16 protein-coding genes are annotated in these 14,525 nt (G+C 67.9%); 11 read left to right on the top strand and 5 right to left on the bottom strand.

Translation table 11 applies throughout. From position 1 onward, the window contains the following. Positions 1-65 precede the first annotated feature (65 nt). Together gatC and gatA are read left to right on the top strand one after the other, a co-directional pair. Positions 66-353: an Asp-tRNA(Asn)/Glu-tRNA(Gln) amidotransferase subunit GatC gene (gatC, locus tag O4N75_RS14075; protein ID WP_267231873.1), complete on the top strand. Its 288-nt coding sequence runs from the start codon at positions 66-68 to the stop codon at positions 351-353. Then, a complete protein-coding gene (gatA, locus tag O4N75_RS14070; protein ID WP_269626136.1) occupies positions 353-1,825 on the top strand; it encodes an Asp-tRNA(Asn)/Glu-tRNA(Gln) amidotransferase subunit GatA in 1,473 nt (490 codons plus the stop codon). The genes gatC and gatA overlap by 1 nt, the downstream gene beginning before the upstream one ends. A 21-nt stretch (positions 1,826-1,846) precedes the next feature. On the opposite strand, the gene O4N75_RS14065 is transcribed toward gatA, so the two are convergent. Both O4N75_RS14065 and O4N75_RS14060 read right to left on the bottom strand, forming a co-directional pair. Continuing rightward, positions 1,847-2,779: a slipin family protein gene (locus O4N75_RS14065; RefSeq protein ID WP_269626135.1), complete on the bottom strand. Its 933-nt coding sequence runs from the start codon at positions 2,777-2,779 to the stop codon at positions 1,847-1,849. A 157-nt stretch (positions 2,780-2,936) separates the two neighbouring features. Next, entirely contained in the window at positions 2,937-3,251 is a 315-nt protein-coding gene (locus O4N75_RS14060) for a hypothetical protein (protein WP_269626134.1), read from the bottom strand. 124 nt (positions 3,252-3,375) lie between these two features. Here O4N75_RS14060 and gatB point away from each other — a divergent pair, with 124 nt between their 5' ends. Further along, positions 3,376-4,872, top strand: a complete 1,497-nt coding sequence (gene gatB, locus O4N75_RS14055; protein WP_269626133.1) for an Asp-tRNA(Asn)/Glu-tRNA(Gln) amidotransferase subunit GatB — start codon at positions 3,376-3,378, stop codon at positions 4,870-4,872. A 45-nt stretch (positions 4,873-4,917) separates the two neighbouring features. On the opposite strand, the gene O4N75_RS14050 is transcribed toward gatB, so the two are convergent. Beyond that, positions 4,918-5,448: an RcnB family protein gene (locus O4N75_RS14050; RefSeq protein WP_269626132.1), complete on the bottom strand. Its 531-nt coding sequence runs from the start codon at positions 5,446-5,448 to the stop codon at positions 4,918-4,920. Positions 5,449-5,828: 380 nt separating this feature from the next. Here O4N75_RS14050 and O4N75_RS14045 point away from each other — a divergent pair, with 380 nt between their 5' ends. The 3 genes from O4N75_RS14045 to O4N75_RS14035 all read left to right on the top strand — a co-directional run bounded on the left by O4N75_RS14045 (position 5,829) and on the right by O4N75_RS14035 (position 7,097). After that, positions 5,829-6,092, top strand: coding sequence for a sel1 repeat family protein (locus O4N75_RS14045; RefSeq protein ID WP_267231878.1), 264 nt, complete (start codon positions 5,829-5,831; stop codon positions 6,090-6,092). Between the two features lie 14 nt (positions 6,093-6,106). Next, entirely contained in the window at positions 6,107-6,868 is a 762-nt protein-coding gene (locus O4N75_RS14040; protein WP_269626131.1) for a class I SAM-dependent methyltransferase, read from the top strand. A gap of 103 nt (positions 6,869-6,971) precedes the next feature. After that, positions 6,972-7,097: a hypothetical protein gene (locus O4N75_RS14035; protein WP_269626130.1), complete on the top strand. Its 126-nt coding sequence runs from the start codon at positions 6,972-6,974 to the stop codon at positions 7,095-7,097. Here the strand turns inward: O4N75_RS14035 and O4N75_RS14030 are convergent. Further along, the gene (locus O4N75_RS14030; RefSeq protein ID WP_269626129.1) at positions 7,094-7,624 is read right to left on the bottom strand and encodes a PEPxxWA-CTERM sorting domain-containing protein; all 531 of its coding nucleotides are present in this window, start codon (positions 7,622-7,624) and stop codon (positions 7,094-7,096) included. The two genes, O4N75_RS14035 and O4N75_RS14030, sit on opposite strands and share 4 nt — an antisense overlap. A gap of 287 nt (positions 7,625-7,911) precedes the next feature. On the opposite strand from O4N75_RS14030, the gene O4N75_RS14025 reads away from it, so the two are divergent. The 5 genes from O4N75_RS14025 (at position 7,912) to O4N75_RS14005 (ending at position 12,612) form a co-directional block, all read left to right on the top strand. Next, a complete protein-coding gene (locus O4N75_RS14025; protein WP_269626128.1) occupies positions 7,912-8,961 on the top strand; it encodes a helix-turn-helix domain-containing protein in 1,050 nt (349 codons plus the stop codon). A 252-nt stretch (positions 8,962-9,213) separates the two neighbouring features. Continuing rightward, on the top strand, positions 9,214-10,536 hold the full coding sequence (locus tag O4N75_RS14020; RefSeq protein ID WP_269626127.1) for a lipopolysaccharide biosynthesis protein: 1,323 nt from the start codon (positions 9,214-9,216) through the stop codon (positions 10,534-10,536). A gap of 87 nt (positions 10,537-10,623) precedes the next feature. Further along, positions 10,624-11,319, top strand: a complete 696-nt coding sequence (locus tag O4N75_RS14015; protein WP_269626126.1) for a sugar kinase — start codon at positions 10,624-10,626, stop codon at positions 11,317-11,319. A gap of 178 nt (positions 11,320-11,497) precedes the next feature. Next, positions 11,498-12,106, top strand: coding sequence for a TetR/AcrR family transcriptional regulator (locus O4N75_RS14010; protein ID WP_269626125.1), 609 nt, complete (start codon positions 11,498-11,500; stop codon positions 12,104-12,106). Between the two features lie 17 nt (positions 12,107-12,123). Continuing rightward, positions 12,124-12,612 carry a hypothetical protein gene (locus tag O4N75_RS14005; RefSeq protein WP_269626124.1) on the top strand — a complete coding sequence of 163 codons (489 nt, stop codon included), beginning with the start codon at positions 12,124-12,126 and terminating at the stop codon, positions 12,610-12,612. Between the two features lie 6 nt (positions 12,613-12,618). On the opposite strand, the gene O4N75_RS14000 is transcribed toward O4N75_RS14005, so the two are convergent. Then, a complete protein-coding gene (locus O4N75_RS14000; protein ID WP_269626123.1) occupies positions 12,619-14,115 on the bottom strand; it encodes an exopolysaccharide biosynthesis polyprenyl glycosylphosphotransferase in 1,497 nt (498 codons plus the stop codon). Positions 14,116-14,525 lie beyond the last annotated feature (410 nt).

The raw sequence follows: 14,525 nt of genomic DNA, 5'->3' as shown, positions 1-14,525 counted from the left end.
GGTCATCGCTTGTCAAAGGGAGGCCCACGCGGCTAACCCCTGCCTCGAACCATTAGGAGGGCCCCATGGCCATCGACGCCGCGACCGTTCGTAAGGTCGCGAGGCTCGCGCGGATCGCCGAGCCCGAGGACAAGCTGGAAGCGCTCGCCAAGGAGCTGACCGGGATCATGACCTGGATCGAGCAACTGGGCGAAGTCGACACCGACGGGGTCGAGCCCATGACCTCGGCCGTGGCCGTGACGCTGCCGATGCGCGAGGACGTGGTCACCGACGGCGGCGATCCGGCCAAGGTGCTGTCGAATGCGCCCAAGACCGTGGATGGCTTCTTCGTCGTGCCGAAGGTGGTGGAATAATGAGCGCGCTCACCTCCCTGACCCTGAAGGCCGCCCTCGACGGCCTGGCCGACAAGTCGTTCTCGTCGGAAGAGCTGACCAAGGCGCACGTCGACGCCGTGGCCGCCGCCAAGCCGCTGAACGCCTACATCCTCGAAACCCCGGAAAAGGCCATCGAGATGGCCAAGGCCTCCGACGCCCGCCGGGCGAAGGGCGAGGCCGGCGCCCTGGACGGCGCGCCGCTGGGCATCAAGGACCTGTTCTGCACCGAGGGCGTTCGCTCGACCGCCTGCTCGAACATCCTCGGCAACTTCGTCCCGACCTATGAGTCGACCGTCACCGCCAACCTGTGGCGCGACGGCGCGGTGATGCTGGGCAAGCTGAACCTCGACGAATTCGCCATGGGCTCGTCGAACGAGACCTCGGCCTTCGGCCCGGTGGTGAACCCGTGGCGCTCGGAAGGATCCAACGCCAAACTGACCCCGGGCGGCTCGTCCGGTGGTTCGGCCGCTGCGGTGGCCGCCGATCTCTGCCTGGGCGCGACGGCGACCGACACCGGCGGCTCGATCCGCCAGCCGGCCGCCTTCACCGGCACCGTCGGGATCAAGCCGACCTACGGCCGCTGCTCGCGCTGGGGCGTGGTGGCCTTCGCCTCGTCGCTCGACCAGGCCGGCCCGATCGCCAAGACCGTCGAGGACGCGGCGATCCTGCTGAAGTCGATGTCGGGGCACGACCCGAAGGACTCCACCAGCCTGGATATCGAGACCCCGGACTATCCGAGCTTCGTCGGCAAGTCGGTGAAGGGGCTGCGCGTCGGCATTCCGAAGGAATACCGCGTCGACGGCATGCCGCCCGAAATCGAGAAGCTCTGGGAGCAAGGCATCGCCTGGCTCAAGGAGGCCGGCTGCGAGATCGTCGAGGTCTCCCTGCCGCACACCAAGTACGCCCTGCCGGCCTACTACATCGTCGCCCCGGCCGAGGCCTCGTCGAACCTCGCGCGCTATGACGGCATGCGCTACGGCCTGCGCGAGACCGGCGGCAACCTGACCGAGACCTATGAGAACACCCGCGCCGCCGGCTTCGGCGCGGAGGTCAAGCGGCGGATCCTGATCGGCACCTATGTGCTGTCGGCCGGCTACTACGACGCCTACTACGTCAAGGCGTTGAAGGTCCGTCGGCGGATCGCCGACGACTTCGACCAGGCCTTCCAGAAAGTTGACGCTCTGCTGACCCCGACCGCGCCGTCCGCGGCGTTCGGGCTGGGCGAGAACGCCGACGATCCGGTGGCGATGTACCTCAACGACATCTTCACCGTGACGGTGAACCTGGCCGGCCTGCCGGGCATGAGCATCCCGGCCGGCGTCGACGCCAACGGCCTGCCGCTTGGCCTGCAGCTGATCGGCAAGGCGCTGGACGAGGGCACGCTGTTCTCGCTCGGCGGCGCGATCGAGAAGGCCGCCGACTTCAAGGCCAAGCCCGCCAAGTGGTGGTAGGCGCCTGACTCCTAGCGACGGTCAGGCCGCCGGCCTGACCGCAGCAGGCTTGTGCTCGCGCGCCTTGCGCTCGCGCCGGCGCTCCAGTTCCAGGCCTAGCGCCGTAGTTCCGATCACGCCGCCCAGGTTCATCGTCTCGACGGCGGTCGAGGGGACGACGACGATGGTCGAGTTCTGCTTCAGGCCCTCGTAGAGCATGTTCATCGCCCGCAGGTGGAAGGCGGTCGGGTCGTCGGCATAGGTCTTCGCCGCTTCCTGGAACTTCTCGGCGACCTGGCGTTTGGAGTCGCCGAGGATGATCCGCGCCTGGCGTTCGCGCTCGGCCTGGGCCTGCATGGACATGGCGTCCTCAAGGCCCGTGGGAATCAGCACGTCCTTCAACTCGACCGAAATGACCTTGACGCCCCAGGGTTGGCTGCGGTCGTCGATGATCCGGCCAAGCTCGCGGCTGATCTTCTCGCGGCCTTCCAGCATGTCGGCCAGCATGGTCTTGCCGATGACGTCGCGCAGGGCGGTCTGGGAGGCCCAGGCGATGGCGGCGCCGTAGTCTTCGACCTCAAGGGCCGCTCGCTGCGGATCCACCACCTTCCAGAACAGCACGGCGTCGACGTCGACGGGGACCGTGTCCTTGGTCAGGGTCTTCTCGGCCTTGAACGACGAGGTGATGACCCGGATGTCGAGGCAGTAGGCGACGGTGTCGACGATCGGGACGATGAAGAACAGCCCAGGCCCGCGCAGGGCCTGGAAACGCCCGAGCCGCAGCACCACGGCCCGCTCCCATTGGCTGGCGATCCTGGTGGCGGCCCCGACCAGTGCGGCCAGGATCAGCGACAGCGCGCTGACCGCGACGCCGGTCGCAGGCCCGATGGAGTTGTAGGCCGCGTAGGCCAGGCCGAGGCCGGCGGCGGCGATGAGGAAGAACAGGGTGGTGGGAATCGCGCTGGCCTGTCGCATCGGACACGCCTTTCTGGTTCGAGGCGCGGACGCCCCGGCGGCCACTCGCGTCGGGACCGGCCTTACCTGTTAGAACGCGCGCCTTGCGGCCCAGGTTGCGGGCATGAAAAAGGCCCCCGCCCGAGTAGGCGGGGGCCTTGTCGGTTCGGCGCGAGCCTTACTTCTTGAGCTTGTCGAGGTCGGCTTGCAGCGCCTTGATCTGGTCGTCGGTGATGGCGCCGCCGCTCATCGGCTGGACCTGCTTCAGGCTCATGCCCTTGAACTGCTCATAGGCCTCGTGGGTGGTCAGGCCCGGGAGGTTCTTGTCCAGGGCGACCTTGCCTTCCGGAACCGCGGCGATCGACTCGATCGGGGTGTCGGCGGCCGAAAGGGCCGCGGCGTGGCCGGCGTGGGCGTCCTGGGCGAGGGCCGGGGCGGCCATGGCGCCGAGCGAGAGCGACAGGCCGACGAGGCCGGCAGTAAACGTTTTCATCATTTCGGGTGTTTCCTCATCCCCAGGTTATCCGGCGCGGATTTCAGCGTCAGTTCCGCCTTTTGCGCAAGGGATTTCGAGCGGCCCGCTTTCGCTCGCGCGCGAGGGGCGCTAGGAAGCGGCCATGACTGATACGTCGAAGCTGATCGCCGGCCGCACCGGCCAATGGGAAGTGGTTCTGGGCCTGGAGGTTCACGCCCAAGTCGCCTCGAACGCCAAGCTGTTTTCCGGCGCGGCGGTGGGATTCGGCGCCGGCCCCAACCAGCAGGTCTCGCTGGTCGACGCGGCCATGCCGGGCATGCTGCCGGTGATCAACAAGCACTGCGTCGAGCAGGCGGTGAAGACCGGCCTGGGGCTCAAGGCGCAGATCAACCTGAAGAGCCATTTCGACCGGAAGAACTACTTCTATCCGGACCTGCCGCAGGGCTATCAGATCAGCCAGTTCAAGGACCCGATCGTCGGCGAGGGCGAGGTCATCGTCGAGCATGACGACGGCACGACCTTCAAGGTCGGGATCGAGCGCCTGCACCTGGAGCAGGACGCCGGCAAGAGCCTGCACGATCAGGATCCGAACGCGACCTATGTCGACCTGAACCGCGCCGGCACCGCGCTGATGGAGATCGTTTCGCGGCCCCACATGCGCTCGTCGGCCGAGGCCGCGGCCTATGTGAAAAAGCTGCGCACGATCCTCGTCTACCTGGGCACCTGCGACGGCGACATGGAGAAGGGCAACCTGCGGGCCGACGTGAACGTCTCGGTCTGCCGTGTCGGCTCCTACGAGAAGTTCCGCGAAACCGGCGACTTCAGCCACCTGGGCACGCGCTGCGAGATCAAGAACGTCAACTCGTACCGCTTCATCCAGCAGGCGATCGAGTACGAGGCCCGCCGTCAGATCGAAATCCTCGAGGACGGCGGCAAGATCGACCAGGAGACCCGCCTGTTCGACCCGAACAAGGGCGAGACCCGTTCGATGCGCTCGAAGGAAGAGGCGCACGATTACCGCTACTTCCCCGATCCGGACCTGCTGCCGCTGGAACTGGACCCGGCCTGGGTCAAGGCCATCGAGGCCTCGCTGCCCGAGCTGCCGGACGCCAAGAAGGCGCGCCTGCAGTCGCAGTACGGCCTGTCGGCCTATGACGCCGGCGTGCTCATCACCGAGCAGGCGCGCGCCGACTATTTCGAGGAAGCCGCCAAGGGCCGCGACGCCAAGCTGACCGCCAACTGGGTGACCAACGAACTGGCCGCCAAGCTGACAGCCGGCGGCCTGGCCATCGAGGACAGCCCGCTGAAGCCGGACGCGATCGCCGAACTGGTGGCGTTGATCGAAGAGGACGTGATCTCCTCGAAGATCGCCAAGGACGTCTTCGAGCGCATGTGGGCCGGCGAGGGCCGCCCGCGCGAGATCGTCGAGAAGCAAGGCCTGCAGCAGGTCTCCGACACCGGCGCGCTCGAGAAGATCATCGAGGAGCTGATCGCCGCCAATCCGGGGCAGGCGGCCTCGGTGAAGGAAAAGCCGCAGGCGATCGGATGGTTCGTCGGCCAGGTCATGAAGGCCACCGGCGGCAAGGCCAATCCCGGCGCCGTCAACGGCCTGCTCAAGGCAAAGCTGGGCATCGAATAGCAAAACGCCCCGGAGTGATCCGGGGCGTTTTTCTTTTCAGATCAGTTAGTTGTTGATGATGTCGAAGATGATGCCGGTGGCGATCGCCGCCAGAAGATAGTCGTCTCCGACCCGGTACCAGGCGTAGCCGCGCGGCGGCTGGCGCAGGTGGTAATGGTGGTAATCGTTGACCACGTAGCCCCGGTAGTAGGGCGGCAGATGCGCCCCGCGGCGCCAGGCGGCGTAGCCCGGGCGGTAGTACGGATTGCCGTAATAGGCTTGCGGCGGCGGGCCGTAGTACCAGCGGTTGTTATAGTAATAGCCGTTGTGGCGGCCGCGGTCCCAACCCTTGTGGAGGCCGTTGTCGTGACGGCCCCAGCGCTCGCCGCGGCGGTTGTCGTGGCGATCCCAATCGCGGCGGTCGTAGCCCCCGCGGCGATCCCAGTCGCGACGGTCGTCGTGACGGTCCCAACGCTGCTCGTGGCGGTCGCGGCCACGGCCGCGATGGTCGTCGTCGGCCTGGGCCGAGGTGGCGACGAACGCCATCGGGCCGGCGACCGCGGCGACCGCAGCAAGGCTCAAGATCAGGCGTTTCATGGCGGGCCTCCTGGCTCCAATCTTTCGTACTCGATATCGGCAAACCTGACGGTAGGCGGCTGAACCGTCGCTGAACGGGCCTTTCAGCTTCACAATCGGCGCCGATAGGCTCGCATTTGGAGGCGGATCGGCAGGTTTTGCGTCTGGCCCTCCAGAAACCCGCCGCTGGCCGTGGCGGGCGCGCGCAGCGTGGCCTTAAGACTCTGGATACGGAGCTTTCCGGTCAGTAAAAAACGCGAATAGTCAGAAAGTTCGCTCAAATAACACGGCGTTTTTCGAGTTAACCCTATCTTCAGTGCGCATCGACTTACCTAGCCTCAGGATCGTCGGGATCGGAACCCAGAACGGGGGCGGACCGACGGGGCTAGGGAAACGAAGTCATGCTTGCGAGCGTGGAAAACCAAATGCCGCTGCCGACCGCCGAGTCGACGGGGGACGAGCTGTTCAAAATGGGCCTGCTCTATTCGACCGGCCAGGGCGGGGCGCCGCTGGACTACGTCTCGGCGCACATGCTGTTCAACCTGGCGGCCATGCGCGGCTCGGTCGAGGCCAAGGTCTACCGCAAGGAACTGAGCCAGGAGATGGAGTCGGAAGACGTCGCCGAGGCCCAACGCCAGGCCCGCGAGTGGCTGGCCCACGGCTGACGCCTGGCGCGGTCGTGAGCGATCAGAGGGACACCTTCGACGAGGTCGCGGCCGAGTACGACGCGGTTCGTCCTCTCTATCCAATCGAGTTGTTCGACGACCTTGCGGTTGTGGCCGGGGGACCCGGCCAGCCGGTGCTGGAGGTCGGTTGCGGCAGCGGCCAGGCGACCGCCGGCCTGCTCGGCTGCGGGTGGACGGTTGTCGCCGTCGATCCGGGCGCTGAGCTGATCGCGCTGGCGAAGGCGCGCCTGACCAGCGTCGAGTTTCACGTCGGCCGGTTCGAGACGTTCGCTCCCCAGCCGGCGAGCTTTCGGCTCGTGGCCTCTGCGCAGGCCTGGCATTGGATCGACCCGAGCATCAGCTTTCCCAAGGCCGCGGCGGCCCTGCAGCCGGGCGGATGGCTCGCCATCTTCGGGCACGTTCCGCTGTCTCCGCCGCCTGAGATCTTGCAGCTGCTGGAGCCGATCTACGCCGCGATCGCGCCGGAGCTCTGGCGGCCGCCGCCGCAGGCCTGGTACCTGCCGGAAGGTCCGGTCCGCTCGCTCATCGACGCCTCCGGCCTGTTCGGACCGGTGACCTGCAAGGCCTACGCCTGGTCCGAGCCCGTGTCCGCCGCCGGCTTCGTGCGGCAGCTGCGGACCCGATCGGACTACAATGTGATCTCCCGGGGCCGACGCGACCGGCTGTTGGCCGAGGTCGAGACGGTGCTGGCTCCGCTGGGCGCGCTCTCGCTGCGCAACGAGACGCACCTCTATCTGGCGCAGCTCAAATCCTGAGCGTGGACTTCCGCGTACCGGCCGCGGCGTCCTCCGCGACTTCGCCGCCCTAACGCCGACGCCCTGCTTTTACCTGCTGTGGCGCGAACGCCGGCTGTTTCTAGTGATCTTCCCCATCCTGCTCGTCCTGGGCCTGGCCGCCGCCCTGAGCTTGAAGACCCGTTACGAGGCCTATTCGAGCGTGCTGGTGCGGCTGGGCCACTCGTCGCCGATGAACTCGGCTGACTAGGCGGCGCTGAGAGCTGTTCGGCGACGCGAGGCGCGAACCGTCGAGCCGACCACGCCAAATCCGATGATCATCATCGCCCAGGTCGCGGGCTCGGGGACGGCGGACAGGCTGAACTGCGCCCAGGTGTATTGCTGGCCGTAATCGACGGACCGACGCCAGCGGCCGCTGGCCGGGAAGCTGAAGCCGCCTCCGAATTCTCCAGAGATCATGGTTTCGTCGAGGGCGAACGGCACCACGAAACCGGTAAAGTTCGAGTCCATCGGGTAGATGGCCCGATAGGCGGTCGCCGATATGATCGCCATGACGGCCTCGCTGGCCTCGCTCTGCGTCGCAAATGTCAGCTTACCCGTCGGGAAGACCGTATCGAAGGGCCCGTCGTGAAACACGACATCGTAAGTCGACCCGAGGATCTGGATGTCACGCATTGTCACGCCGTCCAGTTCCGTTGCGGCGATGCTCGACGTCGCAAACGCAAGAGCCGCGGCGATCGAAAAACTCGCAATCCTGGTTTTGAGGCTAAGAAGCAATGTGCCAAAGCTCCGTTATTGTTGTAGAGTTCTGTGATATATAAGCATAGTGAGGAGTGTCTCGTGTAAGTTTGCCGTCATGTTCAGACTAAGTTCGACGTATTTGTTGTATGATGATTTTAGATATCTGATCATCATGGATCGGGTTTACGCCTAACATGCGCTGTGGACGTGGAGAAGTCCTGGGTGTCTCAGTTGATCACCTAATTCCGCTGATCTATCTCATTTCGCGGAAAATAGTTGGCCGAGCCTGGCGGCTGGGCCATTCGGCCTGAATGGAAAGAGTCATGGACGCGTCCAGAGGCGAACTCGTGCTCAGCCAGCCGATCCCGCGCGTGCGCCACGCGATCTTGCCGGGGGAGACGCGGCTGGACCTGGCGCGTCGCATGGCGCAGTCGGTCGCTTTCGCCTTTTCCATCGATCCTGCTCGGACCGCCGCACAGCCGGATTTCGACTTCTCCGCCGAGGCGCTGGTGCTGCCAGAAGCCGTCGTCGCGCGGTCGAGGGTGCGCGGTCGGATAGCCATGACGCGGGAGGCCGCTCTTATCGCCGCCACCGGCGCGGACCAATTGTTCGTCTATGTGATCGTGGACGGCGAGTTCGACGTGAAGCCGACCCGGTCCGGCCGGCGCCTGCGCGGCGGCGACATCCTGATCATCGACCTGGCGCAGGCGGTCACGCTGCTGGGAGCCGACTACGGGGCGATCATGATGGTCCTTGCGCGCGGGGCGCTGCCCGACCCCCTACGTCGCCTCGATCTCCACGGCGCGGAGATTCGCGGCGATCACCCGTTGGCGAGAACGATCGTCAGCACGCTGGCTTGCCTCTGCGAAGACGCGCCGCGGATGACGCAGGCGCAGGGCTCGGTAGTGTTGCGCGCCGCGATAGAGATGCTCGGCCTGGCGCTGACGGATGTGAGACGCACGCGGACCGCGCCACGAGCGCTCAAGGCCATGGCCGAGGCGCTGGTAGACGACCACCTCGACGATCCAGCCCTGTCGCCGGCCTGGATCGCCGGACGCCTCGACGTCTCCCGCGCCACTCTCTACCGCGCCTTCGCTGCATATGGCGGCGTCACCCGCTTCATCGACGACCGGCGGTCGCAGCAGGCCTGGGTCCTGCTGACGTCAGCGGGAGATCTTTCGCTTGGCGAAATCGCCGCCCGCTGCGGCTATCCCGGCCGGACGCGCCTCGTCCAGGCCTTCAGCGAGCGCTTTGCGGTGAGCCCCGAGACAGTGCTCTCGGCCAGCGAAGACGATCGCGCCATGCTCCAAGAGCAGGCCGCGCGCGCCATGATGGACGCATGGGACCGGCGCACCGGCCGGAGCGAACGCTAGATCGCCACGCCACCCGTCGCGGGCCCAGGGCCGCTAGTTGCGCGCTCGGAGCGGTAGAGGCCGGCGCAGGCGGCGAGCGCAGGGGCTGAACGGCGCGTCCGAAGCATGGCGCAAAGGCTAGGGAGAATGGGTAACTGAGTGTTAATCGCGCCGACTCACGGTCGGCTGGAGTACGGGGATCGGGATTCTCTGAAGGTGACGGACGGCGGCTGGACAGCAGCGGCGCAGGGCCTTGGGTCAGGCTCAGCCTGGGTGGGGCGCCGCTATGCGCTGAGCGATCTGCCGGCGCTGCTGTGGCGCGAGCGCCGGCTGATGCTGGCGGTCTTTCTGACCCTGTCGGTCCTGGGGATGGCCGCCGCCCTGACCTTGAAGACCCGCTACGAGGCCTATTCGAGCGTGCTGGTGCGGCTGGGCCAGGAGTACGTCTACGAGCCGCGGGTCGGGGACGCCGGGCGTGGGACTTCGCTCGACTCCGGACGGATGGTCCAGTCGGAATTGGAGATCCTGGGCGCCGCGCCGCTGAAGCTGCGGGTGATCGAGCGGCTGGGCCTGGCGCAGACCTATCCGGATTTGGCCAGGGCGTACGCCAAGGCGGCGACGCCGGCCGAGAAGACCGCCGTCATGGGCAGGGCGGTCCGGGCCATCGAGCAGGGCCTGGCGATCGAGACCGCGCCGAACACCCCGATCGTGCGGGTCAGGTTCAGCCACCAGGACCCGAAGGCCGCCGCCCTGATCCTCAACACCCTGCTTGAGGAATATCTGATCTTCCGCCGCGCGGTGCTGATCGACCCCGGCTCGCCTGCGCTGGAGCAGCAGCGCCAGGTGTTCGAGGCGCGGCTGGCGGACGCCGAGGCGGCCTATGAGGCCTTCCTGACCGACAACCGAATTGGCGACTTCGCGGCCGAAGAGGCTTCGGTGTCGCAGCTGCAGGCGGGGGTCGAGCAGCAGAGGTTGCAGACCGACGCCCAGTTGCAGGCCCGGCTCGGGCGGCTGGCGAGCCTGAGCGCGCAGCTCGACCAGGCGCCGCGCGAGGTGGTGATCTATCGCGACGCCCCCGGCGCGCCCGGCGCTCGGGCCCAGGGCGAGGGGGGCAGGTGGCTCGGGATCAATCCGGTGCACCAGGCCCTGCAGACCGAGAAGATCCAGCTGACATCGGAGATCGGCGCCTTGCGCCGCGCGCAGGCCGAGCTCAAGGCGCAGGCCGGGCGCCTGACCGAGCGGCGGCTGGCGTTGGCGGCGCTGGAGCCGCGCTTCCAGGAGCTGTCGTTGAACCGCGCCGTGCTGCAGGCCGGCCTGCGCGACTTCGCGGTCAAGGAGGAGCAGCGCCGTGCGGACCGCGAGATCGCCGCCCGGGCGAGCGAGAACATCCGCATCGTCCAGCGGGCCGCGCCGCCGACGCAGGGCAAGAGCCTGCGCGGGCCGGTGATCGTGACGGCGTTCCTGGTCGCGGCCGTCTCGGCCCTGTTTGCGGGGCTGCTGGCGATGGTGCTGCGCCCCGGCCTGCCGACGCCGCAGACCGCGGCACGCACCCTGGGCCTGCCGGTGCTGGGGGCCGCGTCCTTTAAGGGACGGTGAGGGCGGTTCGCGCCTGAGACAACTCCGACCCCGCCAGATCGAGGGGAAATGCTCTAGCCTCCCCCCAATGGGCGGCGCGATTCGAGCATGGTCGATCTGAGTTCCGAGATGGCCGATCTGTGGGCGTCGCTGGGATCGCCCGCGGCCGGACGCTCGCGCATCATCCAGATCACTGCGGCGCGGACCGGGGAGGGGGCCTCGACCGTGGCGCGCGAGCTGGCCCACCACGCCGCGCGCAAGGCCGGGCGATCGGTGTGGCTGGTCGACCTGGACCTGGTGACCGCCGCTCAGCATGCGGCGTTGTCGGCCGAGGCCGGCCGCTACGGCGAACTGGTCGGTCCAATGCAGGCCAGCCCGGACGGCTCGGCCTTTTTCACTGTCGAGCCGCCGGCCCAGACCGCGGACGGGGCGGTCTGGCCGGACGGCCGGTATCTCGCCGCCTATCGCGTCGGCTCGGCCCGCTGGTGGGTGACCCGTTTCCGGCGCGAGCGGCTGGTCGGCCGCCAGAGCGTGCGGCTGGTCCCGACCGCCGACTACTGGAACGCGCTGCGCCGCTTCGCCGAGGTGATCATCGTCGACGGGCCGGCGCCTGACCGTTCGCGCGCGGCCCTGGCGCTCGCCCCGTTCATGGATCAGACGGTGTTGGTGGTGGCGGCCGATCAGCCCGACGTGCGCGCCCCGGCGCAGCTGCGCGACGCGATCACCGGGGCCGGCGGTCAGGTGACCGGCCTGTTCTTCAACCGCGGCGTGGTCGAGGCGCCGGGGTGGCCGCTGCTGCCGTAGGCCCGGCGCTCGCCCGGCGCGGGCGGGGCCTGCACGGTCCGGCGACAGCCGTTTCACCAACGAAATTTCGATGCCTGCCGCCGGGCCCGGCCCAGGCGTAGCGGGCGCATGGCGCGTGGCGCCGGCTTCGCATGACGCGGTTATTGACAGCATAATGACGTGATGTCAGTCTCATGACATGAAAATTGACGCCAAGCCATCGCTGCGAGAGCGCTACAAGGCCGAGACGCGCGGCCGCATCCTCGATGCGGCGATCGCCGAGCTGTCGGTCGGCGACCTGGAGGCGCTGACCGTGGCGCGGGTCGCCGAGCGCGCCGGGGTGACCGAGCGCACCGTGTTTCGTCATTTCGCCACGCGGGACGCGCTGATCGCGGCGGTGTGGCCGAGGATGCAGAGGCAGGTCGGATCGCCGGGGTTTCCGCAGACCGCCCAGGCCCTGGTCGAGAGCCCGATGCGCCTGTTCCCGGCCTTCGACCAGGAAGCGGCGCTGGTGCGCGCCTCGACGTTTTCCTCGGCCGGGCGCGAGATCCGCCAGGGCTCGAACGCCGAACGGCAGGCGGCCATGCGCGCCTGCGTGAAGGACGCGTTTCCGCAGATCGAGGAGCCGCAGCTGACGCGGCTGGCCGCCGTCGCCCAGCTGATCAACAGCGCCTACGGCTGGGCGGTCATGCAGCAGCACTGGGATCTGGACGGGACCGAGGCCGGTCTGGCCGCATCCGAAGCCCTCACCATCCTGCTGGGCCTGAAGCCTGCGGGCGACGCTACGCCCCTAGACACCACGCCCTAGACACCACGGAGACTCCGATGACCGCCATCGCCCACGCCTCGATCCCCGCCGACAATCCCCGCCAGGCCGCCGCCGTGCTCGCTGAGATGCTGGGCGGCGAGGCGCTGCCGTTCCCGCCGGCCGGCCCGGACGCCTGGATGGCCTGGTCCGCCGACGGCCAGGTGGAGCTGGAGATCGCGCCGCGCGGGGCGCTGCTGCACTTCGGGCCTGAGGAGGGCGAGTGGCGGCCGGCGGAGAACGTCAACCGATTGTCCGAGGTGCATCTGGCGATCTGCGTCGAAAAGAGCGCCGCCGAGATCATCGCGTTGGCAGAGCGCGCCGGCTGGCCCGCGCGCGCCTGCGACCGGGGCGAGGGCGTGTTTCAGCTGACCGAGGTCTGGGTGGACGGGGTGTTCATGATCGAGATGTTCGATCCGGCTCAGACCGAACGCTATCGCGCGGTGATCACGCCGCAGAGCTGGAAGCAGCAGCTGGCCGAGATGGGCGTGAGCCTGGCCGGCGCCTAGGCGGGCCTAGCGGACCGTCTCGGAGTCGCCGAGCAGGCAGGGGACGGTCATGAACATGATGTAGAGGTCGAGCCAGAAGGACTGGCGCTCGATGTACTCGACGTCCAGCGCCACGCGGCGGCGGACCAGTTCGGGGGTGTCGACCGCGCCGCGCGAGCCGTTGATCGCCGCCCAGCCGGTCATGCCCGGCTTCATGCGGTGGCGGTGGGCGTATTCGGCGACCAGGCGCGAACTTTCGACCTCGCCGGTCTTCATGCCGATGGCGTGCGGGCGCGGGCCGACCAGGGACATCTCGCCGGTCAGCACGTTGATCAGCTGCGGCAGTTCGTCGAGGCTGGTCTTGCGAATGAACTTGCCGACCTTGGTGACGCGGTCGTCGTCGGCGCTGATCTGGCGCGCGGCCTTGGCGTCGGCGGATTCGGTCCGCATCGAGCGGAACTTCCAGACCACGATCTCTTCGTTGTTGAAGCCGTGGCGGCGCTGGCGGAAGAACACCGGGCCGGGGCTGTCCAGCTTGATGGCCAGGGCGACCATCAGCATGATCGGCGCGGCGACGAACAGCGCGATGAGGGCGATGATCACGTCCTGGGCGCGCTTGGCCACCGCCTTGCCCTGGTCGATCTCGGCGCCCGAGATGCGGGTCAGCGGGATGTTGGCGATGCGGTCGATGGCGTCGGCTTCGCCGGCCTGACCCTCGCGGTCGAGCAGCAGGGTGATCTCGTTGGGCAGCACCTTCAGCCGCTCGAGCAGGGCGTGCACGCGCTCGCGCGCGCCGGCCGGCACGGTGATCACGATGCGGTCGACATAGGGCATGATCCGGTGTGCCAGCAGATCGTCGGTGCCGCCGAGCAGCGGCACGCGGTGCAGGCCCGCCGGCGTGCGCGCGGCGCGGTCGTCGAAGACGCCGAGGACGTGCGCCTCGCGGGTTTCGAGAATGGCGGCGATCAGGCGGTCGGCCGCGCCGGTGGCTCCGACGATGACCAGGTTGGGGGTCAGCCGGCCGTTGGCGCGCCAGCGCTTGACGTTGGCCCACCAGAGCCCGTGGGCGCCGGCCACGCAGAGGAACGCCATCGGCGTCCAGACGCCGAGCGAGGCGGTCAGCATGACCGCGCCGACGAAATGGGTGAGGATGGCGAAGCACATCGCCACCGCGACGGCGAACGCCACGGTGACCCGCATCAGGTGCATGGCCAGGTCTTCGCGGCGGCCGAACTTGTAGCAGTCGAACAGGCGCAGGCTGGCGAAGGTGGCGACCGACGCGCCGCCGTAGATCAGCAGCACGCTGGCGCCGTGGGTCAGGGCCACGGCGATCAGGCTGCCGAGGATCAGCGCGATGGCGTCGCCGCCCTGGAAGAAACGGGTGAGCAGCCGGCCCGACATGCGCAGCCGGGTCGGGGTCAGCCTGTCCGGGCGCAGCGGTCCGCGGCGGTCGCGAACGGGGTCGGCCCAGGCCGCAGCGGCCGCGTCGGCATCAGCTTGGCGCCGTGCGCGGCGGTCAGCCAACGACCTGGGCTTGAACGGAGCGGCGAGAGACATCTGGGACCGGTTTGTCGCGATAACGGAGAAGCACACTGCCACACGGCCTCTGTGTGAGCAGTTAACGTACACGCGTTCTGTAGCGATATCTGTAAACTATTCGCACCCGTAGAACACCCTAATTGCAAGCAGATCGAGGACTGAATCAATCTCAGGGCGGCGTGTGCGTGTCGACAACTGTCATTCACACTTCAGGATGCTCATAAAGAACGAACAACCTGTGGGCGAATTGTTCACCTGGCCTTAATCATATTCGCCTGAGCGGCGACCTCGCGGACGGCCGCGACGATGGCGTCGGGCCGGTCGGTCATCATCATGTGCGAGCTGCCTTCGACCTGGCGGCTGACCCCGCGGGTCGAGCGGCGGGCCAGTTCGCG

Origin of the sequence: Phenylobacterium sp. NIBR 498073 (assembly GCF_027286305.1) — a bacterium.
In the GTDB taxonomy this organism is placed as follows: domain Bacteria; phylum Pseudomonadota; class Alphaproteobacteria; order Caulobacterales; family Caulobacteraceae; genus Phenylobacterium.
Note: the sequence above shows the minus strand (reverse complement) of the source record. Positions and strands in the feature narration are given on the sequence as shown.

Coding starts and splice junctions, on each gene's coding strand:
- O4N75_RS14010 (WP_269626125.1), top strand. CDS start 11,498: ATGAAAATTGACGCCAAGCCATCGCTGCGAGAGCGCTACAAGGCCGAG.
- O4N75_RS14015 (WP_269626126.1), top strand. CDS start 10,624: ATGGTCGATCTGAGTTCCGAGATGGCCGATCTGTGGGCGTCGCTGGGA.
- gatA (WP_269626136.1), top strand. CDS start 353: ATGAGCGCGCTCACCTCCCTGACCCTGAAGGCCGCCCTCGACGGCCTG.
- gatB (WP_269626133.1), top strand. CDS start 3,376: ATGACTGATACGTCGAAGCTGATCGCCGGCCGCACCGGCCAATGGGAA.
- O4N75_RS14065 (WP_269626135.1), bottom strand. CDS start 2,779: ATGCGACAGGCCAGCGCGATTCCCACCACCCTGTTCTTCCTCATCGCC.
- O4N75_RS14060 (WP_269626134.1), bottom strand. CDS start 3,251: ATGAAAACGTTTACTGCCGGCCTCGTCGGCCTGTCGCTCTCGCTCGGC.
- gatC (WP_267231873.1), top strand. CDS start 66: ATGGCCATCGACGCCGCGACCGTTCGTAAGGTCGCGAGGCTCGCGCGG.
- O4N75_RS14050 (WP_269626132.1), bottom strand. CDS start 5,448: ATGAAACGCCTGATCTTGAGCCTTGCTGCGGTCGCCGCGGTCGCCGGC.
- O4N75_RS14045 (WP_267231878.1), top strand. CDS start 5,829: ATGCTTGCGAGCGTGGAAAACCAAATGCCGCTGCCGACCGCCGAGTCG.
- O4N75_RS14025 (WP_269626128.1), top strand. CDS start 7,912: ATGGACGCGTCCAGAGGCGAACTCGTGCTCAGCCAGCCGATCCCGCGC.
- O4N75_RS14005 (WP_269626124.1), top strand. CDS start 12,124: ATGACCGCCATCGCCCACGCCTCGATCCCCGCCGACAATCCCCGCCAG.